This is a genomic window from Pseudomonas sp. R2-7-07, assembly GCF_003852355.1.
Lineage (GTDB): Bacteria > Pseudomonadota > Gammaproteobacteria > Pseudomonadales > Pseudomonadaceae > Aquipseudomonas.
Map to the genome: position 1 here is coordinate 2,660,585 of NZ_CP027759.1, position 22,829 is coordinate 2,683,413.

Annotated in this window: 15 protein-coding genes and 1 pseudogene; 9 read left to right on the forward strand and 7 right to left on the reverse strand. The window is 62.8% G+C overall.

The window, feature by feature from the left end; genetic code table 11:
• Positions 1-77 precede the first annotated feature (77 nt).
• The 4 genes and pseudogenes from C4J86_RS12090 to C4J86_RS12105 all read left to right on the forward strand — a co-directional run bounded on the left by C4J86_RS12090 (position 78) and on the right by C4J86_RS12105 (position 4,734).
• On the forward strand, positions 78-1,421 hold the full coding sequence (locus C4J86_RS12090; protein WP_124370557.1) for a 3-oxoacyl-ACP reductase: 1,344 nt from the start codon (positions 78-80) through the stop codon (positions 1,419-1,421).
• 26 nt (positions 1,422-1,447) lie between these two features.
• A pseudogene (locus tag C4J86_RS12095) lies at positions 1,448-1,708 on the forward strand (acyl dehydratase); the annotation flags it as partial.
• The gene (locus C4J86_RS12100; RefSeq protein ID WP_124370558.1) at positions 1,701-2,999 is read left to right on the forward strand and encodes an acetyl-CoA C-acetyltransferase; all 1,299 of its coding nucleotides are present in this window, start codon (positions 1,701-1,703) and stop codon (positions 2,997-2,999) included. The pseudogene C4J86_RS12095 and the gene C4J86_RS12100, both read left to right, overlap by 8 nt.
• 31 nt (positions 3,000-3,030) lie before the next feature.
• A complete protein-coding gene (locus C4J86_RS12105; RefSeq protein WP_124370559.1) occupies positions 3,031-4,734 on the forward strand; it encodes an AMP-binding protein in 1,704 nt (567 codons plus the stop codon).
• A 113-nt stretch (positions 4,735-4,847) separates the two neighbouring features.
• Here C4J86_RS12105 and C4J86_RS12110 read toward each other — a convergent pair whose 3' ends face one another.
• Positions 4,848-5,963, reverse strand: coding sequence for a Gfo/Idh/MocA family protein (locus C4J86_RS12110; protein WP_124370560.1), 1,116 nt, complete (start codon positions 5,961-5,963; stop codon positions 4,848-4,850).
• Positions 5,956-6,159: a hypothetical protein gene (locus C4J86_RS12115; RefSeq protein WP_124370561.1), complete on the reverse strand. Its 204-nt coding sequence runs from the start codon at positions 6,157-6,159 to the stop codon at positions 5,956-5,958. Before C4J86_RS12115 ends, C4J86_RS12110 begins: the two co-directional genes overlap by 8 nt.
• A gap of 180 nt (positions 6,160-6,339) precedes the next feature.
• On the opposite strand from C4J86_RS12115, the gene C4J86_RS12120 reads away from it, so the two are divergent.
• Together C4J86_RS12120 and C4J86_RS12125 are read left to right on the forward strand one after the other, a co-directional pair.
• Complete coding sequence (locus C4J86_RS12120; protein ID WP_177413171.1) at positions 6,340-7,392, forward strand: YCF48-related protein; 1,053 nt, start codon at positions 6,340-6,342, stop codon at positions 7,390-7,392.
• 16 nt (positions 7,393-7,408) lie between these two features.
• Positions 7,409-9,784, forward strand: a complete 2,376-nt coding sequence (locus C4J86_RS12125; protein WP_124362662.1) for an RND family transporter — start codon at positions 7,409-7,411, stop codon at positions 9,782-9,784.
• A gap of 64 nt (positions 9,785-9,848) precedes the next feature.
• On the opposite strand, the gene C4J86_RS12130 is transcribed toward C4J86_RS12125, so the two are convergent.
• Entirely contained in the window at positions 9,849-14,726 is a 4,878-nt protein-coding gene (locus C4J86_RS12130) for a dermonecrotic toxin domain-containing protein (RefSeq protein ID WP_256681407.1), read from the reverse strand.
• 156 nt (positions 14,727-14,882) lie between these two features.
• Here C4J86_RS12130 and C4J86_RS12135 point away from each other — a divergent pair, with 156 nt between their 5' ends.
• From C4J86_RS12135 to C4J86_RS12145, 3 genes are all read left to right on the forward strand, one after another.
• Positions 14,883-15,173, forward strand: coding sequence for a DUF5629 family protein (locus C4J86_RS12135; protein WP_124370563.1), 291 nt, complete (start codon positions 14,883-14,885; stop codon positions 15,171-15,173).
• Positions 15,160-16,335, forward strand: coding sequence for a lactonase family protein (locus tag C4J86_RS12140; protein WP_124370564.1), 1,176 nt, complete (start codon positions 15,160-15,162; stop codon positions 16,333-16,335). Before C4J86_RS12135 ends, C4J86_RS12140 begins: the two co-directional genes overlap by 14 nt.
• Positions 16,336-16,491: 156 nt before the next feature.
• A complete protein-coding gene (locus C4J86_RS12145) occupies positions 16,492-16,671 on the forward strand; it encodes a hypothetical protein (protein ID WP_124366879.1) in 180 nt (59 codons plus the stop codon).
• Between the two features lie 58 nt (positions 16,672-16,729).
• On the opposite strand, the gene C4J86_RS12150 is transcribed toward C4J86_RS12145, so the two are convergent.
• The 4 genes from C4J86_RS12150 to C4J86_RS12165 form a co-directional block, all read right to left on the reverse strand.
• The gene (locus tag C4J86_RS12150; protein WP_124370565.1) at positions 16,730-17,323 is read right to left on the reverse strand and encodes a glutathione S-transferase; all 594 of its coding nucleotides are present in this window, start codon (positions 17,321-17,323) and stop codon (positions 16,730-16,732) included.
• Positions 17,320-20,958 carry an AAA family ATPase gene (locus C4J86_RS12155; protein WP_124370566.1) on the reverse strand — a complete coding sequence of 1,213 codons (3,639 nt, stop codon included), beginning with the start codon at positions 20,956-20,958 and terminating at the stop codon, positions 17,320-17,322. The genes C4J86_RS12150 and C4J86_RS12155 overlap by 4 nt, the downstream gene beginning before the upstream one ends.
• Positions 20,955-22,196, reverse strand: coding sequence for an exonuclease SbcCD subunit D C-terminal domain-containing protein (locus C4J86_RS12160; protein WP_124370567.1), 1,242 nt, complete (start codon positions 22,194-22,196; stop codon positions 20,955-20,957). Before C4J86_RS12160 ends, C4J86_RS12155 begins: the two co-directional genes overlap by 4 nt.
• 295 nt (positions 22,197-22,491) lie before the next feature.
• Positions 22,492-22,731, reverse strand: coding sequence for a DUF6124 family protein (locus C4J86_RS12165; RefSeq protein WP_124366883.1), 240 nt, complete (start codon positions 22,729-22,731; stop codon positions 22,492-22,494).
• Positions 22,732-22,829: the final 98 nt, after the last annotated feature.

Sequence of the window (22,829 nt, forward strand, 5' to 3'; positions counted from 1 at the left end):
TTCACTGACTGACACTCAGCTATCGAGGGCAAGCCCCCTCCCACATTTGATCGGATTTACAAAGCAGGATTTGTGTTATGAGTGACCGCTACCTTTCTTTCGTCAATTCTCCTTGGGGCCGTCGCCTGGCCCAGGCCGTCGGCTTGCCGCAACCCTTGCCCCTGCAACGCCATCGCAGCGGCCAGCACGGTTTGGCCAACCCGGTCATCGTCGCCGGGGCAGGGCGCCTGACCGAGCACGTACATCGCCTCTTCAGTAGCACCGACACCGTCGCCGCCACCGCGGCGACCGTCAAGGCGCCGTCGACGGTGAAGGTGCAGGGCGCGGTTTTCGATGCCACGCACGTGGCCGACCTGCAGCACCTGGATGAGCTCTATACATTTTTTCACGCCAACGCCAGGCGCCTGAGCCAACACGCGCGCGTGGTGGTACTCGGCACCGCACCGGAACATTGCCAGGACTTGCCCCAGGCCGTCGCCCAGCGCGCGCTCGAGGGGCTGGTGCGCTCGCTGGCCAAGGAGCTGCGCCGGGCGATCACCGTGCAATTGATCTACGTGGCGCCGGGCGCTGAAGACGCTTTGGACAGCAGCCTGCGTTTTTTTCTGTCGCGCCGTTCGGCTTATGTGTCTGGGCAAGTGATACGCCTCCAGAAGCCGGTGGACAGTCACATCACCTTCCATTGGGACAAACCGTTCGCCGGCCGTCGCGCCTTGGTGACCGGCGCCTCCCGCGGCATCGGCCTGGCCATTGCCCAGGTGTTGGCGCGCGACGGTGCCCATGTGGTGTGCGTCGACGTGCCCCAGGCCCAGTCGGCGCTGCAGCAGGCCGCCGACAGTGTGGACGGTTCGGCATTGCCCCTTGACATCACCGCGCCGGATGCCGCCGCGTTATTGCAGGCGCATGTCAGCCAGTATGGCGCCTTTGATGTGGTGGTCCACAATGCCGGAATCACCCGCGACAAGACCATCGCCAAGATGACCGAAACCGCCTGGCGCAGTGTGCTGGCGGTCAACCTCGAGGCGCCGTTGCAGCTCAGCCAGGCGCTGCTGGACAACCACGGCCTGAACCCCGGTGGACGGATTGTGTGCGTCTCGTCGATTTCCGGTATCGCCGGCAACCTCGGGCAGAGCAACTACGCCACGTCCAAGGCCGGGGTGATCGGCCTGGTGCAGGGCCTGGCCCCGCGTGCGGCGGCGCAGCAGGTGACGGTGAATGCGGTGGCGCCAGGGTTTATCGAGACGCAGATGACCGCGAAAGTCCCGCTGTTGATCCGCGAGGCCGGGCGGCGTATGAATTCGTTGCTTCAAGGCGGCCAACCGGTCGACGTGGCCGAGACCATCGCCTGGCTGGCGCATCCGGCGTCCGGTGGGGTCAACGGCCAAGTGGTGCGGGTGTGCGGTCAAAGCCTGCTGGGAGCCTGAACCATGGACTACGTGACCCAGATCATCGACCCGCCATCGCTCACGGCATGTGGACCCTGGGCCGTGCGCTGGCGGCACAGCAGCCACCGGGTGGCCTGGACCACGCCGAGGCCCATTGCGATTTCAAGTTGCCGATCTTCCTGCCCGGCCAGGTCGCCCTGTGGAGCCGCCCCGTGACCGGCCCGCTCCGTGAATTCGAAGTGCGCAATGTGGCCGGCGACAAACCGCATATGCGCGGGTTGTTGCTGTGGGATCAAACGCCTGGAATGAGAGCCTTACATGAGTGACTACAGCTTCAATCCGCCACCGACCCGACGCGTGGCGATCATCGGCGGTAACCGCCTGCCGTTTGCCCGTTCCAACACCGTGTATGCCCATGACAGTAACCAGGACTTGCTGGTGGCCGCCCTGCAAGGCCTGGTGGATCGCTACAACCTGCACGGTCAGCGCCTGGGCGAATTCGTCGCCGGTGCGGTGATCAAGCATTCGCGCGATTTCAACCTGGCGCGCGAGTCATTGCTGTCGACCACGCTGTGTGCGCAGACCCCAGCCTACGATGTGCAGCAGGCCTGCGGCACGGGCCTGGAAGCCGCGTTGCTGGTGGCCAATAAAATCGCGCTTGGCCAGATCGAAGTGGGTGTCGCGGGAGGCGCGGACACCACCTCCGACGCGCCCATTGGCATCAACGAATCCCTGCGCCACACCTTGCTTGCGGCCAATCGGGCCAAGGGCCTGGGCGACAAACTGGAGGCCTTGTTGAAGGTGCGCCCTTCGATGTTGTTCAAGCCGCTGCTGCCGCGCAATGGCGAGCCGCGCACCGGCCTGTCGATGGGCGAGCACTGCGAAGAAATGGCCAAGCGTTGGCAGATCAAGCGCCTGGCCCAGGATGAGTTGACCCTCGCCAGTCACCAACGCCTCGACGCGGCCTATAAGCGCGGTTTCTTCGACGATCTGATCAGCCCCCATCGGGGCCTCGCACGGGACAACAACCTGCGCGCCGACATCAGCCTGGAAAAACTCGCCAGCCTGGCGCCGGCCTTCGACCGCCAGGACGGCACGCTCACCGCCGGCAACTCAACGCCCCTGACCGACGGCGCTTCGGTGGTGTTGCTGGCCAGCGAAGCGTGGGCCGCCGCGAATGGCTGGCCGGTGCTGGCCTACCTGCGCACCGGCGAAACGGCGGCGGTGAATTTCGTCGACGGCACCGAAGGCCTGTTGATGGCCCCGGCCTACGCCGTACCGCGCATGCTCAAGCGCGAAGGCCTGGGCTTTGCCGATTTTGATTTCTTCGAAATCCACGAAGCATTCGCCGCCCAAGTGCTGTGCACGCTCAAGGCCTGGGAAGACCCCGACTACTGCCGCGAGCGGCTGGGCCTGGACGCACCGCTGGGCGCCATCGACCGCGCAAAAATGAATGTCAACGGCGGTTCGCTGGGCTGCGGCCATCCGTTTGCCGCCACCGGTGGCCGGCAACTGGCGGCGTTGGCCAAGGCCATCCATGAGCGCGGCGGCGGTCGCGGCTTGATCTCGATCTGTGCGGCGGGCGGGCTGGGTATTACCGCCATCGTCGAAAAGTAGCCCTATCCACAACAACAATAAGGACGCAGCCATGAACGCCATCAGCCTGGAACACACCGAACGCATTTGGTTGAACGCCTACCTGCCCGGCGTGCCGGCGGACATCGATGCCGCTATCGAGGCTTACCCCTCGTTGCGCGAAGTGTTCGTGGAACACCTGGAAAAATTCCGCGAGCGGGTGGCGTATGTGAGCATCGGCACGCCGATGACTTACGCCGACTGGCACATCCAGGGCAGCGCATTTGCCGCCTGGCTGCAGGGCCAGGGGGTGAAGAAGGGCGACCGCGTCGCGTTGATGATGCCCAATTGCCTGCAATACCCAATCTGCCTGCTGGGCACGATCCTGGCCGGCGCGGTGGTGGTCAACGTCAATCCGTTGTACACCGCCCATGAGCTCAAGCACCTGCTCAAGGACAGCGGCGCCGAGACCGTGGTGATCTTCGAAAACTTCGCCCACACCCTGGAAAAGGTCATCGCCGGCAGCAGCGTCAAGCGCGTGGTAGTGGCGGCCATCGGCGACCTGCTCGGCACCTTCAAGGGCGCGGCGATGAACTTCATTCTGCGCAGCGTGCAGAAGCAGGTGCCGGCCTTCACGCTGCCTGGCTCGGTGCGTTTCAACCAGGTGCTGAAACAGGGGCGGGCGCTCAATTATCTGCCCGTCAGCATAAGTCGCGACGAGCTGGCCTTCCTGCAATACACCGGCGGCACCACCGGCGATGCCAAGGGCGTGATGCTCAGCCATCGCAATATTATTGCCAACCTGTTGCAAGCCAAGGCCTGGGTCGGTGATCAACTGGACCAGCACAAGCAGGAGACCAACGTCACCTTGCTGCCGCTGTACCACATCTTTTCTTTGACGGTGAACTGCCTGATGTTCATGTGCCTGGGCGGGCGCAATATCCTGATTGCCAACCCACGGGACGTGAAACGGGTGCAGATGATCCTGCGCAAGGAGCGCTTCAACGGGATTGCCGGGGTCAACACGCTGTTTAACGGTTTGCTGGAGAACAAGGAATTCTGCGCGCGGGACTTTTCCGACCTGCGCATGGTGATCGCAGGGGGCATGGCCACGCACACAGCGGTGGCCAAGCGCTGGAAGGAAGTCACCGGCTTGCCGATCATCGAGGGCTACGGGCTGACCGAGTGTTCCCCGGTGGTGAGCATCAGCCCCATCGACATGAACCGCATGCGCGAGATGGAATTCACCGGCAGCATCGGCGTGCCCTTGCCGTCGACCTGGGTGCGCTTCGTGCGTGAAGACGGCGAAATCGCCGAAATCGGCGAGCAAGGTGAACTGCAAGTGCGCGGGCCGCAAGTGATGCAGGGCTACTGGAAGCGCCCTAAGGAAACCGCCGAAGTGCTGGATGCCGAGGGCTGGTTGTCGACCGGTGACATCGGCGTGATGGATGAGCGCGGCTACATCCGCTTGGTGGATCGCAAGAAGGACATGATCCTGGTCTCGGGTTTCAACGTGTACCCGAACGAAATCGAGGACGTGGTGGCGATGCATCCAGGGGTGGCGGAAGTAGCGGCGATCGGTGTGGAAGATGGCGTGACCGGCGAGAAGGTCAAGATCATCGTGGTGCGCAAGGACCCGAGCCTGACCCAGGAGCAGATCCTCGCCCATTGCCGGGAATATCTGACCGGCTACAAGGTGCCGCGTTATGTGGAGTTCCGCACCACCGAACTGCCCAAAACCACGGTGGGCAAAGTACTGCGCCGAGCCTTGCGCTGATATTGAAGGCGACTGCGATCAAATGTGGGAGGGGGCTTGCTCCCGATAGCGGTGCATCAGCTAAAAATACACTGGCTGACACACCGCCATCGGGGGCAAGCCCCCTCCCACATTTAGATTGAGTTCACTTCGACCCAGCGCTCTTCAAGCGCCGCCACACGAATCGCCGTCGCCAGCCGCTCCACCGCCCACGCCGCTTCAAAATCGGTGCCATCCGCACCTTGCCCCGCCAGCGCCATGATCAGTTCGTGAACCTCCAGCGTCTTCAACTCGTTGTACCCCAGCTGGTGGCCCGCCGCCGGGCTGAACGCGGCATAGCCGGGCAGGGCCGGGCCGGCGAGCAAGCGCTGGAAGCCATCCTGGCCGGCTCGGCACAGGCGCAGTTCGTTCAAGCGCTCCTGATCGAACGCCAGCGTGCCCAGGGTCCCGCTGATTTCGAAGCTCAGGTGATTCTTATAGCCATGCTTGAGCCAACTGCTGCTCACCGTGCCGCGCGCGCCGTTGGCAAAACGCAGCAGGGCATGCACCTGGTCATCCACGGCGATGTTCTTGAGTTCATGGCTGCCTTTGAGGGCCGGTCGTTGAGCGTGGACGGTGTGGGTATCGGCGCACACGCTGGCCACATCGCCCACCAGGTAATGGGCCATCGACAGCAAATGGCTGCCCAGGTCCGCCAGCGCGCCGCCAGCGTGTTCCACCTCGCAGCGCCACGACCAGGGCGAGCCCGGATCGGCCATGAAGTCTTCGCTGAATTCGCCCTGGAAACTGATGATCTCGCCAAGCTCGCCCCTGGCAATCATCTGTCGCGCCAGCACGATCATCGGGTTGTGCTGGTAGTTGTAGCCCACGCGCGTCACCACCCCGGCCACGCTGGCAGCTCGACGCATGGCATCGGCCTGTTCCAGGCTGACGGCCAGCGGCTTCTCGCAATACACCGCCTTGCCGGCAGCAATCGCAGCCATGGCCATGGGGTAGTGGAGGTGGTTGGGGGTCGTGATGGCCACGACATCGACCTTGGGATCGTCGATCAGCGCCTGCCAGTCGGCGTGGGCCTGGGCAAACCCCCAGGCGCTGGCGCAACGCTGCGCACGCTCGGCGTCGGCATCGGCCAGGGCCGCCAGTGTAAGCGTGACTGGCAGTTCGAACACCGCCCGAGCGTTGTTGAACGCCAACGCGTGGGCGCGCCCCATGAAGCCTGTGCCGATCAAGCCGATTCCGAGTTCACGCATCGCCGTGGTCCTTTGGATTATTGTTTTCAGGAAGTGCATTAATGGAATAAATATTCTCAAAACTCAATAGATGGAATAAAAATTCATTATCCCGCATGGCGGCCTGATCGTTCCCACGCTCTGCGTGGTAACGCCGCCAGAGACGCTCCGCGTCCCATAACATCATCATTTGAGCTGATGCAGCTATATTCACCATGTGGCCAAACGCCGCCAGTTAACAAAAGATAACGTAGCGCCGATTGTCAGACGATTCCAAAGCCCGATAGGATGGCCCGTGCTTGCGTCAGGCGCTCTAGATTGCAGGTTTCAGAGCCCCGCGCAAAGCAACGCGACCTAACAATAATAAATGGGAGAAAGGTCTATGAGTGAGCCTGTCATGGGTTGGGTTGTTTGCCGCCCACGCGCCGCACGCAAGCTTGCGTTGCTGGCCACAGCGCTCTCGCTGTTTGGCGCCGTTGCGTTACCCAGCGTCGTCCACGCCGCCAGCGATACCCCCGCCGCAGCGGTGTTTGCGATTGAATCCCCGAAGGCCGCCAAAGGCCTGATGATTGACGTGGTCCACGCCGGCCAGCGCCTGGTGGCGGTGGGGGATCGCGGGCACATCCTCTATTCCGATGACCAGGGCAGCACCTGGACCCAAGCCAAAGTCCCCACCCGGCAGTTGCTCACGGCGGTGTTCTTCGTCGATGCCAGCCACGGCTGGGCGGTCGGCCATGATGCGCAGATCCTGGCCAGCAGCGACGGCGGCGCCAGCTGGACCCAGCAATACCAGGACCTCAAGCGCGAAGCGCCGTTGCTCGACGTGTGGTTCAACGACGCCCGTCACGGCCTGGCCGTGGGCGCCTACGGTGCGCTGATCGAGACCACCGACGGCGGCCAGACCTGGGAAGACGTCAGCGACCGCCTCGACAACGAAGACCAGTTCCACCTCAACGCCATCGCCTCCATCAAGGACGCCGGCCTGTTTATCGTCGGTGAGCAGGGCAGCATGTTCCGCTCCAGCGACGACGGCCGGACCTGGGAAAAACTCGAAGGCCCCTATGAGGGCTCGTTGTTTGGCGTGATCGGCACCGCTCAAGCGCAAACGCTGCTGGCCTATGGTTTGCGCGGCAACCTGTATCGTTCCACCGATTTTGGCAGTACCTGGGAGCCCGTCGAGTTGAACGCGGCGCGGGGAGCGCTGGAGTTTGGTTTGTCCGGCGCGACCTTGCTGGAGGATGGTGCCATCGTCGTCGTCGGCAATGGCGGCAGCGTGGTGGTCAGCCATGACGACGGCCAGACCTTCAGCGTGTTCAACCGCCCGGACCGTATCTCACTCTCGGCGGTCACTGCGGCCGGCAACGGCAACTTGGTCCTGGTCGGGCAGGGCGGCGTTCGCGTCGCCACGGCCACCGGCGCCGAACCGCTCCTAAATAAAGAGCCAAAATAAGAAGAAGGCGGGAAATATGAGCAGTCATCACAACGATAAAGCGACCTTTCTTGAGCGCCTGATCTTCAATAACCGCCCGGCAGTGATCGTCATCTGCCTGCTGGTAAGCATCTTCCTGTTCTGGCAGGCGACCTTGATTCGCCCGTCCACCAGCTTTGAAAAGATGATTCCCCTCAAGCACCCCTTCATCGAGAAGATGATGGAGCACCGCAACGATTTGGCAAACCTGGGCAACACCGTGCGCATCTCGGTGGAAGCCAAGGACGGCGACATTTTCACGAAGGAGTACATGGAGACCCTGCGCCAGATCAACGACGAGGTGTTCTACATCTCCGGCGTCGACCGCTCGGGCCTCAAGTCGTTGTGGAGCCCCAGCGTGCGCTGGACCGAAGTGACCGAAGAAGGCTTCGCCGGCGGTGAAGTGATCCCGCAGAGCTACAACGGCTCGCCGCAAAGCCTCGACCAGTTGCGCAATAACGTGCTCAAGTCCGGCCAGGTCGGCCGGCTGGTGGCCAACGACTTCAAGTCGAGCATCGTCGATATCCCGCTGCTGGAGTCCTACCCGGACCCACAGGACCAGGGCAAGTTGCTGGCCCTGGATTACCGCAAGTTCTCCCATGAACTCGAAGACAAGATCCGCGACAAGTTCGAAGCGCAGAACCCCAACGTCAAGATTCACATCGTGGGCTTTGCCAAGAAAGTCGGTGACCTGATCGATGGCCTGGTGATGGTGGTGCTGTTCTTCGGCATCGCCTTCGTCATCACCCTGATCCTGCTGCTGTGGTTCACCAACTGCCTGCGCAGCACCGTCGCGGTGCTCAGCACCACGCTGGTGGCGGTGGTCTGGCAGCTCGGCCTGATGCACTTCTTCGGCTTCGGATTGGACCCATATTCGATGCTGGTGCCGTTCCTGATCTTCGCCATCGGCATCTCCCACGGGGTGCAGAAGATCAACGGGATCGCCCTGCAGTCGAGTGAGGCAGACAACGCCCTGACCGCCGCGCGGCGCACCTTCCGGCAACTGTTCCTGCCGGGGATGATCGCAATCCTCGCCGATGCCGTGGGCTTTATCACCTTGCTGATCATCGACATCGGCGTGATCCGCGAACTGGCGATCGGCGCGTCCATCGGCGTGGCGGTGATCGTGTTCACCAACCTGATCCTGCTGCCGGTGGCGATTTCCTATGTCGGCATCAGCCCGCGGGCCATCGCCCGGAGCAAGAAGGACGCGAACCGCGAACATCCTTTCTGGCGCCTGCTGTCGAACTTCGCCAACCCGAAAATCGCCCCCATCTCTATCGCCCTGGCAGTGCTCGCCTTCGGCGGCGGCCTCTGGTACAGCCAGAACCTCAAGATCGGCGACCTCGACCAGGGCGCGCCGGAACTGCGCCCCGACTCGCGCTACAACAAAGACAACAACTTCATCATCAGCAACTATTCGACCAGCTCCGACGTGCTGGTGGTGATGGTCAAGACCCGCGCCGAAGGCTGCTCGCGCTATGAAGCCATGGCGCCGATCGACCAGTTGATGTGGAAGATGCAGAACACCGAAGGCGTGCAGTCGGCGATCTCGCTGGTCACTGTGTCCAAGCAGATGATCAAGGGCATGAACGAGGGCAACCTGAAATGGGAAACCCTGTCGCGCAACCCCGACGTGCTGAACAACTCCATCGCCCGCGCCGATGGTCTGTACAACAATAATTGCTCCCTGGCGCCGGTGCTGGTGTTCCTCAACGACCACAAGGCCGAGACCCTCGACCGCGCCGTGCATGCGGTGCAGGACTTCGCCAAGGAGAACAACAAGGACGGCCTGGAATTCATCCTCGCCGCCGGCAACGCCGGGATCGAGGCGGCCACCAACGAGGTGATCAAGGAGTCGGAGCTGACCATCCTGATCCTGGTGTACCTGTGCGTGGCGACCATGTGCATGATCACTTTCCGCTCCTGGGCGGCGACCCTGTGCATCGTGCTGCCGCTGGTGCTGACCTCGGTGCTGGGCAATGCGCTGATGGCGTTCATGGGCATCGGCGTCAAGGTTGCGACCTTGCCGGTGGTGGCGCTGGGCGTGGGGATCGGCGTGGACTATGGCATCTACATCTACAGCCGCCTGGAAAGCTTCCTGCGCGCGGGCTTGCCGTTGCAGGAAGCCTATTACCAGACGCTCAAGTCCACCGGTAAAGCCGTGCTGTTTACCGGTTTGTGCCTGGCCATCGGCGTGTGCACCTGGATCTTCTCGGCCATCAAGTTCCAGGCTGACATGGGCCTGATGCTGACTTTCATGCTGCTGTGGAACATGTTCGGTGCACTGTGGCTGCTGCCGGCATTGGCGCGGTTCCTGATCAAGCCCGAGAAGCTGGCGGGGCAGAAGGGCAACTCGCTGTTTGCCCACTGATTGCCCGAGCGACATAAAAAGACCGCAGCCTTGGCTGCGGTCTTTGCGCTTCAGGGGACGCCGGTCAGTGCGGCGCAGGTGCGATGGCTAAGAACAGTTGATCCTGAGGCGGCGCGATCAGCACATAGAGGATCTTCCTGACAGGTTCCGCCCCCGGCTCCTGCTGGCTCTTCAATCGCGCCTGCACATGCGCCTTGAGCAGGTCCTTCTGTGTGAATTTACGCTGGTCGGCAAGTTTCAGGTGCGCACGGGTATAGCGGGCGGGCGGCATGTTGGCTGCCGCATAGTGAAAATGGGCATACCACAACACGCTCGGCGGTTTTTGAGCTTTGTCATACACCGCGTACTCGGTGAAAAAATCGCCGCTGAGGGTAGGGCGCTGTGGATCGGCCGGGCTGGTCAGGTTGATGTCGATCTGCTGGTGCCGCCACAGGTAATCGAGGCTTTCCAGTGTCGGCCACTGCTGTTTGTAAGCGGCGCTGCAGACCTCCTGCGCCTTTCGCTGCATGTCCCTGGCTTCTGCCCGGTACTCGTCGATCAAGCCCTGGGCCGAGGGTTGGCCGGCGTGTTCCCGTGCAATCTCATCGGCAAGCTCGGTGAGCTTGCCGGCCTGGTCGCTGAGCAGTTCATCCCAGTCGCCGGGGTTGACCGCTTGCCGAGTACCGGGAGCTTCCAGCACTTGCTGTTGAGCGCTGATCACACGTTCGATACCGGCGCGCTGCTGGAGCAGTATCTGGCCCTCGCGCTTGAGTATCGCCAGTGGACGGGCCTGGGCTGGCGGTTGCGGCGCGGTCGCGAGGTCTTCGGCGATGTCTACCCATTCGCCGGCCTGCTCGCGAAACGAGGCGACGGCTTGCCCGGTTGCCGGGTCGGTGATGGTGAAGTGCTCGCGGTTGATGTGGCCATCGGCCGGCTTGAGGTCGCCGACGAGGTATTTTCTTCTACGGGTTTTAAAGATGCGTTTGGTCGGCGCTTTCGGGCGCAGGTTTTTTAATCGCGACTGTTCTACTTCCAGTTCCTCCTGCCTGCGGACCACGGCCTCCAGTTCGTTTTCGGCAAGGGTGCGGACATCTCGCAGTTCATTCACAAGTCGCTCGGCCATCGGGCGCAAGCGTGCCGGGTTGATCAGTTTGAGCGCCTCGACCGCCGTCTCATAGCGGCGGTATTGCTCGAGCACGGTGTTGTACACCTGGTGCTGCTCATCAAGGGGGAAGCCGCTGCTGCTGCGCACTTCGATGTGAGACAGCAGCGCCTGGCTCAGGCTGGAATGGTCGGCATGCTGCCTGTACAGCGCTTCCTGCGGCGACCTTTCAGTGGCCGACAGCTCAATGGCCACCCACGACAACGGGATCAGCGCGTTGATTTTCAGGCTCTCGGGGAAAAAGTGCTGTGGGTGCGCGATCATTGCCAGCAACTCTTCACGTATCGCACGACCCGCCACTGAGTCCTGTTCCAACAGCTCCAGTGTGGTCTCCATGCCGCGGGTGCCTACGGCCATGCGTTGCTGGATATCGGCCAACGCGATGGATTTGGCCGTGTGTTCATCATAGGGCGCAGCGTTGCCGAGCAGTTTTTCCAGCATCATGCGTTCAGACACATGACGCATCGGCTCGCCACTGTCGCTGAATTGAAGCGTGTCTGACCAAAAACCCAGGTAGGTATGGATTGCCAGTTGTTCGTCCCAGAGCGTTCTCAGGGTTTTTGCCCGGTCCTGAACGTGACTGCCGGCGCCGCCGTACCTTTCCAGGTCCTGGCCCACCTTGACCAGTTCATGGCGTGCCGGCAGCAACTGCGCGTGTCGTTCCTGCAGCGTTTCCAGCAGCGTTTCATAGTGGGCACGCAGCGTTGCATAGCTTTGCATTTCGCGCTGATGACGGGTTTCAAGGGTTGATTTTTGCGGGCCGGTTGCACTGTCCAGAAGCTTCCAGACCAGCTTTAACGTCGCGGCCTGTTTGGTCAGGTCGGCGTGGGCGGTGCGCATTCGAACCAGCGAGGCGCGAAGTTCGGTCATCGATGGCGTGAGCTCGATGCCAAGCGCTTGCATCCGCACTTGTAGCTGCTCGGTTTTGCGGCGGTTTTCCACGCGCAAGGTCGCAAGGCGCTTGGGGCCTCCACCGCTCAGTTTCAGTCCGCGATCCAGGCTCCAATGCCCATTGCCGTCGGTTCTGAGCTTGACGCCAGGGTGGTCGGGTTTGTCGGGATGAATGATGAATACCTCGCCAACGCCTGGAACGACCCTGACCCGAAAGAACAGGCCGCCCACCGAGGCGTGCCAGAGGTTGTCGACCTTGAACAGACCTTTGAGGTTGCCCAGCGCAACGGCGACCGGCAGCGGCTCGGGCCAGGGCACGTTGACCTCGAGGAGTTTTTCCAGCAGGCGCGCCGAGGCGCTGTCGCCGGCCAGGGAGCGGTCAAAGTCCAGCAGGGTTCGGCCTCCACCGGGTGGCTCGGAGGGCAGGCCAACCACGCCGCGTTCGATCACCGCAGGGCTGGCCTGTGCACGCCTCAACGGCGGGCCTGGCGGGGATTCGATAACGGGGCTGCCTGGCGCTTCGGTCTCCAGCCCATGGTGCAGCAAGACCATGCCGATGTTGAGCAGCAGGTCGACCCACGCCAACTCCCTGGCAATCGGGTCTGCACTTTCCAGCGCCGGCAGGTCCTGCCTGAGGCCCATCGCCAGTTGCATGAGCCATCCGACGACCGCCAGGGGGCCGCGCACCAGCATCAACAAGGTGTTGAAGCCCAGTTGCACACCTTCCAGGATCAGCGCCCAGCGGCTTTCAGCATTGGAGGTTGACTCGCGGTCGGCCTGGTCCAGAAGTTGACGGGCTTCGCAGACGAACAGGTATTGCATCAGTTGGCCGCTGTTCAGCGCCTGCAGGATCGGGTCGTTACTTTCATCATTGGCCGGTGCCAGCGTCGCCGGTTTCGGCACCTCAGGCAATGGATCGAATTCCGAGCCTATACCGCCGATACGCACATAGTGCGGCTGATTAAACCCCCCATTGCTGTAAATGGCCCTGGCGTCGTCCGCGAGCCAGGCCAGTACGCTGTCCTGCAGGGCGCCGGGCTGGGCGATGGCCGCCAGCAACGCGTCGCGGCCGGCAAACTCCAGCAAAGATTCGCCATAGGCCGGCCGGTAGAGCAGGTGCGGACCGGACTGCGCATTGCGCGGTTCGATAATGAACATGTTCTGCACCACATCAGCCTTGGCCCCAGGCTTGCGTTGAAAGGCCAGCGCGCGCATGACGATTTCATCGTTGTCGACCCAGCGCTCCGCACGCTCGGTGCCGACGACTGCCTGGACGCAACGAAAGCCACGTCGCGTAAGCCCCGCCTCAGCCTTTATCAGGTGTTCCAGCGCCTGGGTTTTCAGCTCGACAGGGCGTTGCCCGCAGAACAGGCGTTCGCGCCGTTCGGCCTCTTCGGTGCCGCTGAGCAATGCCTGTTGAATATAGACGGGGTAGTTGCGGCCGATATCCACCCGTTGGATCAGTTGCAGCAGGTACGCCGGGGTCAGCCAGGCTTCAAGCTCGCGGCCACCGGTATGGCGTAATGTCATGCGGCCGCTGGGTCTTCCCGACAGATTCTTCAGGGCCAGGTCGACCAGGCTCATGGACACTTGCTGGATGTAGCCACTTTGCAACGTGCCGACGGGCACATCGAAGGTCAGCTCCAGGTCTTCGGCCTTGTACAGCGCGTGTTCAAGGTCCGTGCAACTGCGCGTGCCCAGCATCACGGCGTTGCGCTCCAGGCACAATTGGTGATTCAAGTGGCTGGCGGCATAGGTGCGGATATCCTCCAGCCCATCCAGGTAGCCCGCGCCCTGCGTCAGGCGCCTGAGGTTGGCCTGTTCGATCAGGCATTGGCGATAGCTGAAGCGGTCGGCGGGTGAGGCGCCGCGCAGCCAGTCGGGGAGGGCGGCCTGGATCGGCGACAAGCTATCGATCGGCGTGAGCGGCGCGCGGACAAACCACGAGGCCGGGTTGGTGGTCGACTCGAACAGCTGTTGCGCGGCGTCTATGGAGCTGGCGCGAGGCAGTTGTATCGCGGCGAGATCCTCCAGTTGCCGGTTGAGCACCAGCGCCGCTTGAACCTCGAATATATCGCCGTCCGGCTCGTAGCGGTGCCAGGTGATCTTGTCGGCGCTGAACTGCCGTGACAGGCGCTCGCCCCATGCCTGGCCGAAGGCGTCGAGGCTGGCGTAGGACTCGACCTGGCCGGACACGGCACACAACCATACGCGCTGGCCACCGACCACGAGCAGATCGCTGGACTGCACGGTCAAGGTGGTGGCTTCCCGCACCAGGTGCGTTTCCAGGGTGTAGGCATGGATCGAATTGTCGGGCCATGGCAGGCGCGCCCTGGCTTCACGAGTAGGGTAGTTGGCCAACGTGCTGAGTATGTGCAGTTGTTGGGCATCCTCGCCGGACTGACGAATCGCCGAGGTCCTCAGCACGCCTTGCAGCAAACTGGCCAGCCATCGCCAGCGACTGCCGCCGGCCTCGCTGTCCTGGTCCCAGTATTCGGTCAGTGCATCCTGATACCCCACAAACAGAATCAAGGGCAGTTCGCGTATCACCGCTTCGACGGCGCGCACGTCATAGCTGGAAGGCTCACCGGTCGGCGGGACGAGGCGGGTGCCGGTGGCGTCACTCAGGTAACCATCCAGGTTGTCGCGCACGGACAGGTCGGGGAAGCTGCCATCGGCAATATGCTTGAGGGCCACCTCCAGCAGCGGATGCAGGCCCCGGCCGCCGCCATCACGGGGCAGCGCCAGGCAAAGATCGGAGAGGGGCTTGGGCAGGTGCGGGAAGCGTTCCTTCAAGGTGTAGGTCAGCATCTGAGTCACGACTGAGCGCAGGGATGGGCGCGTGCGAAACTGCGTCTCCACTGCTTTTTGCAGAATGTTTTCAGCCGGGGGTGTCGGGGTGGTTGGCACGGGGAGTCATCCTTTACGTGGGTTAGCTATGCCCTCGTAAAGTAATGGCCGCCACGGGCGGGATGCGGTAACCGACTACCGCTTGGCCATGGGAAATGGGAAAGACGCAGGGGATTGGCCTATCATCAGCGTTTTTTCCAGCGATGAATGATCCCGATGACTGCCGACGCCCTGCTTACTGAACTTCAAACCAGCGACATGCTCGAAATCGATGGGCTGCATGCCTTTGATTTCAGGCTCGAGGATCAACAGTTACTGATCAAGAGCATGGACGGCCGGGCCGAGAAACGCTGGACGTTCAGCCTCGCGCAAGTACAGGCCGCGACCTTTGACGACGCCCTGCAAAGCTGGACCCTCACCGGTGATTCGGGCGAGCACCGCCTGGTGTGCATGGCCGCCTTCACCGGCAACAATAACGACGAGGAAGACGAGCATGATGATGCGTAAATTCTGGCCGCTGCTGATGGCCGGCAGTGTGGGGGCGATGTCGGTGCAGGCTGCACCGGCTGACACCTATGAGTTGTTGGTGGGCAGCTACACCGCTGGCGCCAGCGACGGTATTTATCGCCTGCAATTCGACAGTCGCACTGGCCAGCTCCAGGGCAAGCCGGTACTGGCAGCGAAGGCTGACAACCCTTCGTGGCTGACGGTCTCCAAAGACCAGAAGCACCTGTTTGTGGTCAATGAAAACGGTCCCGGCCAGCAAGACCCGGTCGGTCGCGTCAGCAGCTACAGCATCGACCCGAAGAATCATCAGCTCACCCTGATCAATCAGGTGCAGAGCCTGGGTAACGAGCCGACCCATTCGAGCATCGCTGCGGATGGGCGTTACCTGTTCGTCGCCAATTATTCGGTGGTGGAAGACCCGGGCGGCAGCCTGGCAATCCTGCCGGTGGACGCTACCGGCAAACTGTCGGCGCCGGTGCAGTTGAGCGGGCACCCGGCCAGTCGCGTCAACCCCGAGCGCCAGGCCTCCAACCACGTGCACTCAGTGGTGTCTTCGCCGGATGGCAAGTACGTGTTTGTGCAGGACCTGGGGGCGGACAAGGTATTTGCCTACCATTACGACCCCAAGGCCAATCACGAATTGCCGCTGACCCCGGCCAACCAGGCATCGGTGCAATTGCCACCGGGCAGCGGCCCACGTCACCTGCTGTTCAGCGCCGATGGCAAGCACGCCTGGCTGACCACCGAGATGAGCGCGCAGGTCGCGGTGTTCGATTATGCCGACGGCAAGCTCACCCAGACCCAGTTGGTCGACTACGCCGCCGGGCAACCGGTGTCCGACAAGGCCGGCGCCGCCGTGCATGCGTCCAGAGACGGCAAGTTCCTGTATGTGAGCAATCGCGGCACCGCCAACCAGATCATCGTGTTTGGCGTAGACCCTGCCACCGCCCACCTCAAAGAGCTGCAGCGCCGCAGCGTGGAAGGCGACCACCCGCGCGAGTTCAGCCTCGACCCGAGCGGCAAGTTCCTGCTGATCGCCAACCAGAAGAGCAACGAAATCGTGGTGCTCGAACGTGACCCCAACACCGGCCTGCTGGGTAAAACCGTGCAGAAATTGCCGATCGATGCCCCCAGCGACCTCAAGTTCCTGGTGCGTCAATAAGCCACAGGCCCCGCAACGCGGGGCCTGACCCTAAGTATTAATTCCATTGATGACGGCTACTGTTTCAAAGCATTTCTAAGGTTCAACCCCCGGGCGTAAGTTTGGTTCCAAGGCCTTCCCAGGCCACTCAACCAAACGCACACAAGGGTTACCGACATGAATCTGAACCTCTTCTCCATCATCGCCGCTTCCGCTGTTTCCGCCACCGTGGCCTTGCCTGCCAACGCCAGCGTGGACGTCGCCGGGAAAAAATCCAGCACCAGCGCCTACACCCAGAAATACCTGCAACAGAGCGCCAACTTTTATGCGGCGCTGGATCACAAGACCCAGGGCTAACATCAATCAACCTGTGGGAGGGGGCAAGCCCCCTCCCACAGGTTGATTGATGTTGGTTTCAGGGCTTTGCCATCACCGCGATAAACAGCGGTGACTCCAGAATCCGCTGTATCCACGCCTGTAGCCGTGGATACGGCGCCCCCGCAAACCACTCGCGATCCACATGGGCGAACTGCCGCACAAACGGCACGATGGCCGCGTCCGCCAGGCTCATGTGCGCGGCGAGCAAGTACTCACGATCCGCCAGCAAATCCTCCAACTTCTGCAAGAACACCTCGCCCTCGGCCCGATAATGTTCCATCGGCTGCTGCGGATAGCGTTCGGCGTACTTGTATCGATTCAAATGATGTTTGAATGCTGAATCGTTCTCGGCGATCAACTCCAACACCGCTGGATTCTCCTGCAACAACCAATCATCCGGATCGTACCGGGCCAATGCCCATTGCATGATCTCCAGGCTTTCCTCGATCACCCGACCTTCCACGCTCAGCACCGGAACCGTGCCCTTGGGTGACAGTGCCAGCATCTCGGCCGGCTTGGCCTTGAGGCTCACCTCGATAATCTGCACCGCCACCCCCGAGTAGCGCAGCGCCAGGCGTGCGCGCATTGCATAGGGGCAGCGCCGGAATGAATACAACAGCGCCTGGCTCACTTGACCTCCAGGGTGCTCAAGCCATTGCCCTGGCGCTTGACCTGGATCTGCACCGGGATGCGCTCATGCATTTCCTGTACATGGGAAATCACCGCGACCTTGCGGCCCTGGGCCTGCAAGCCATCGAGGGCGTCCATGGCCAATTGCAAGGATTCGGGGTCGAGGCTGCCGAAGCCCTCGTCGATAAACAGTGACTCGATTTTCAAGGTGCTGGAGGCCATCGACGCCAGGCCCAGGGCGAGCGCCAGCGACACCAGGAAGGTTTCACCGCCGGACAACGAGTGCACCGAGCGCAGTTCATCACCCATTTCCGTGTCCATCACCAGCAGGCCCAACATGCTGCCGCCACGCTTGAGGCGGTAGCGGCGCACCAGTTGGCGCAGCTGCACGTTGGCGTGATGCACCAGCAGGTCGAGGTTGTAGGCCTGGGCGATCTTGCGGAAAGTGTCGCCGGTGGCCGAGCCGATCAGCGCGTTCAGGCGTGCCCAGCGCTGCCATTCGTCATAGGCCTTGGTGATCTGTTCGGCCAGGGCGTGGTTGGCATCCTGGCGGCGCTGGTCCTCGGACTGGCGCGCGCGCAGTTCGGCGCAGTGTTTCTCGCCCTCGGCCAATTGCTGGTTGAGCGCGGCGAGGCTGCTGTCCAGCTGTTCGGCGTCCAGGTTGCCATTGTGCAAGGCCTGGTGCTCGGCGAGGCGTTGTTCGCGCTCTTGCAGCAGTACGCTGGCTTGTTCGACGGCTTTTTCGCAGGTGTGCAACTGCTGGCGCAGGTCGGTGACCTGGGCGTCGTCCAATGCCAGCAGACGCGCCAGGCCGTCGTCGTCCAGCTCGGGGTGCGCGGCGCGCCATGCGCTGATGCGCGTGTCCAGGGCCTGTCGTTCGCTCTCGAGCGCTTGCTGGCGCTCCTGTACGGCCTTGAGGTCGGCGACCAATTGCACCAGGGCGGAGTGAACGGCGTGCAACTCCTGGCTGGCATCGGCTTCGCTTTGGCGCGACTGGGCGACGGCCTGATCCAGTTGCTGTTGCCACTGTTCGGCGCTGGCGTGCTCGCCCAGCAAGGCGCTGAGCGTTTCCTGGGCGTCGCGGTGCTGGGTGGCCAGCTCGGCGACCTGCAGATTCAGCGCCTCCAATTGCTGCTGGCGATGCTGCTGGTGGGTCTGTTGCTTCTCGATGGCCTGCTGACGCTCCTGTTGTTCAGCCAGCTCATCACGCTGATGGCCCAGGTGTTCCAGGCGCTGGCTGACCTGCTGATCAAGCTGCAGGAAGGTCGCCGCCGGTTCACTGCGCAAGCCTTCCAGCGTCGCGCTGGGCAACAGGCTGGCGAAGCTTGCAAGTTCTGCATCGAGGCGTTCGCGGTCGTTGGCCAGGGCGCGCTGCTGGTCGAGCAACAGTTGGCGGGCCTGCTGGCTGGCGTCCTGGGCGGCTTGCAACTGCTGCTGCAAACGCCCGGCATTCTGTTGCAGGTTGAGCAGGGCGCTTTGGCGCTGTTCGTCCTGGGCGATGCTTTGCGTCAGTTGCGCCAGTTGCTGGGCCAACCAGCTGCTGCGCTTGGCGGCGTCCTGGTTGAACAGCGCAGCGCACAGCGGATGCGCTTGCAGGCTTGGCGCCAACGCTTGCTGCTGCAGCGCAAGCTGTTCCTGCTGCGCCAGGAATTCCTTTTGCTGGGCGATCAGGCCACCCACTTCGCCACGCAGCTCGGTGAGCTTTTCCTTGAGGCTGTCGACGGCTTTCTGCGCCGTGGCCTCTTCGTTTTCATCGTGGCGGCCCAAGCTCTGCAACAACGCTTCGGGCTGGTGATACGGATGTTCGTGGCTGCCGCAGACGGGGCAGGGCTGGTCGTCCTGCAACTGCTCGCGCAGTTCCTCAACGCTGGCACTGCGGGCCAGGCGCTGGCGCTCCAGCAGTTGCTTGGTCACCGTCAGGGTTTGCTCGGCCACCGTCAATTCGGCTTTGGTCTGCAGGCCGGTCTGGTTCAGTTGCTCGCGCTGCTGCGCCGCTTCGGCGAGTTTTTGCGCTAGGCTGCTGGCCTGAGTGTCGAGCTGCTGCTGGCTGTCCCACAAACGTGCCAGGTCTTCGAAGGCACGTTGTTGCTTGCGATTGTCCTGCAAGAGGCTGGCGAGCAATTGCAGTTGTTCGGCCACTGCGTGCGGCTCGGCGCCGGCCTCCTGGTACAGCAGGTCCAGGGCTTCGCGCTGCTGGGTGAATTGCGCCACGGCGGCGGTGACGCGCTGTTCGAGTTGCGGCAGTTCGGTCTCGCCCTGATTCAGGCGATTGCCGATCAGCATCAGCTGTTGCAGGCGGTCGCGGTAGGCGGTCCAGGCGTCGCTCAGGGGCGCGAGGGCGGCGCTGCGCTCAAGTTCAGCGGAGAGGCGTTGCAGACGCTCGCCGACCTGGGCCTGCTTTTCTTTCAGGCTGTTGAGCAAAATCTGACCTTCGCTGCAGGCGGTGGCGTGCTGCTGCTGGTCCTCGGTGCGCTTGGCCAGCTCCTTGGTCAAGTGGGCGAGGGTGGTCTGTTGTTCGAAAGCCTGGCGCAACAACGGCGCGGCCTGCGCCTGGTTCTGCTGGGCTTGCCCGAGTGCCGACTGGGCGCTGGCCTGCTGCTGTTGCGCCTGTTCCTCGCGGCTGTGCAGCACGGCTTGTTGCGCAAGGTGCTGCTGAATCTGCGTGGCGAGCGGTGCCAGCAAGGCGTCGAGTTCTGCGCGGCGCAGGAAGTGATGGCGCTGTGGGGCGAGCTGGTCCAGGCGCGTCAGGTCCTGGCGCTGCTGGCCCTGGCTGTCCCACTGTTGCTGGGCGTGCTGCAACTGCTCGGCAGCGCTTTGCTGGCGCTCCTGCCATTCGCGCAGTTCCTTGAGCCAGGTGTGCTGCAACTCCAATTGCTTGAGCTGGGCCTGGTGGGTCTTGAGTTGTTGCTGCGCCTGGCTCAGTTGTTGATCCAGCTCGGCGCGGGCTTCGGCGGCCAGGGGCACCACGCCGGTGGCCTGGTCCTGCAACTGCTTGTGGGCGTCCCTGGCGTCCTTGGCCTTGTCGAAGGCGCGGCGGCCCAGCTGGGTGTAGAGCGCGGTGTCGGTGAGCTTTTCCAGCAGTTCGCTGCGCTCGTTGTCGTTGGCCTTGAGAAAGGCGCTGAACTCGCTCTGCGCCAGCAGCACCGCACGGGTGAACTGTTCGAAGTTCAGGCCCAGGGCCAGTTCCAGCTGGGTCTTGTATTCGGTTTTCTGGCTGGCCAGCAGTTGCTCGCTGTCCAGGTCGATCAGGCTCTGGCGGCTGCTCTGCAGCTTGCCGCTGGCCTTGTCGCGGGCGCGGTTGGCTTCCCAGCGCGCCCGGTAGCGCCGGCCGCTGACGCCGACGAAATCCACCTCGGCGTAGCCCCCGCCGGTACCCCGCCTGAGCAGGGTGCGCGGGTCGCCGATGGAAATATCGCTGTCGGCATCCGGCATCTTCGCCTGGCCGGTATCGCCCAAGCGCGGCACCGCGCCAAACAGCGCCAGGCACAGTGCATCGAGCAGGGTGCTTTTCCCGGCGCCGGTCGGCCCGGTGATGGCAAACAAACCGGCACTGGCCAGCGGCTCGGCCGTGAAGTCGATTTCGAACGGCCCGGCCAGGGACGCGAGGTTTTTCAGGCGGATGGCGAGGATCTTCATGGCTGTTCGTCCTCCTGTTGCACTTCCTGGAGCAGCACGGCGAAGTCCTTCAAGGTCTGTTCATCCACTTCACTGCCGTAGCTGTCCTGCCAGGCGCGGCTGAACAGCTCCTGGGGCGTGAGCTGGTCGAGTTCGACCAGGCGCTCTTCGTCGCCGTCGGCGCGCGGGCCGTTGCCGGCGTATTCGGCGGCGATGCGCACCAGGCGCACGGCCTTGCCTTGCAGGGCGGTTTCGATCTGCTGGCGCAGGTCCGGTTGCGGTTCGTCGAGACGCACGCGCACTTCCAGCCAGGGATGGCGCTGGGTTTCGGCGAGCAGGTCGATGTCGGGCAGCTCGGCCAGGACCTTGAGAATATCGGCCAGAGGCGCGGCTTCCAGGCGTTGCAGGTTGACCGAGCGCGGAATCAGCAGCGGTTCGACGCCGACCAGTCGTTCGCCCTGGAACGTCACGTCGAGCACCTGGTGCTTGTAGCTGATTTCGGAAAACGACAGCGGAATCGGCGAGCCGCTGTAGCGAATGCGCTCTTCGCCATTCACTTTTTGCGGTTTGTGCAGATGGCCGAGGGCAACATAGCCGACACTCTTATCGAACAGGCTGGCCGGCAGCGCCTCGGCATTGCCGATGATCAGGCTGCGCTCGGAGTCTTCCGACACCGAACCCCCGGCCATGTGCGCATGGCTGATGGCAACCAGCGCCTGGCCTTTCTTGCGTTTGGCGTTGGCGGCCGCGATCAGCCATTCATGCACTTGGCCGATGCCGCGCAGGTAATCATCGCCCAACTGCGCCCCCGTGACTTCCGCCGGGCGCAGAAAGGGCAGCGCCAGGCACCAGGCGACGATCTTGCCTTTGGCGTCCGGCAATGGGATCAGCAGGCGTTCGGCATCCAATTGGCCGTCATCCAGCCACAGCACTCGGCCCAACGCATGGGTACGCAGACGGCGCATCAGCGGGGCGGGCAGCTCGATGCGCGAACCGGAGTCGTGGTTGCCGGCGATCATCACAATCGTCAGCGTGGGGTTTTGTTCGTGGGCGCCGATGATGAAGTCATACAGGCGCTCCTGGGCCTTGAGCGGCGGGTTGACCGTGTCGAAGATATCGCCGGCGATCAACAGCGCATCCGGGCGATGGGCCTTTAGTTGGCCCAGCAGCCATTCGAGGAAACAGGCATGTTCGAAGTCGCGTTCCTGGCCGTGCAGGTTTTGCCCAAGGTGCCAGTCGGAGGTGTGAAACAGACGCAAGGCGAACTCCGTGGAGAAGATGAAAAGGAAGGGAGTTTACCTGTTATATGAACACGCTGCTCCGGGCGGCGCAGGTCAAATGTGGGAGGGGGCTTGCCCTAATGCCAGTCAGTTAAGAAGTAGCAGGAGCGCGAACTAACTTGTGGCGAGGGAGCTTGCTCCCGCTGGGGCGCGAAGCGGCCCCAAACAATGGGACTGCTGCGCAGTCCAGCGGGAGCAAGCTCCCTCGCCACAGGTTCGGTGTCGCCTTAACTGACTGGCATTAGGGCAAGCCCCCTCCCACAGGGGTTGTGCGTTATGCCTGGGGTTGTAGGCACTCCAAGGCTCGGTCCGCCAGGGTGCGGGCCATGTCGATCAGGTGGGCGGTGGAGCAGGCCATGTCGCGTTGGGCGCCGTTGAGGTCTTCAGCAGTCTGTATTGCGGTGGTGGCGGCGCAGCGTAATAGCGAGGCAATGCTGACGATGGCGTCTTCGAAGCTCAGGTCTTCGTGGGCGACAAAAATCGGAAAGGGGGGATCGGGGACGAGTTTGTTCATGCGTGAAGCTCCTGCTTGGGTTGGGAGCCACTCTTTTGCCGATCTCACACGTCAAAAGGTGGCAGCTATGTGCGGGGTGAGATACCGGAAAGCAGCAC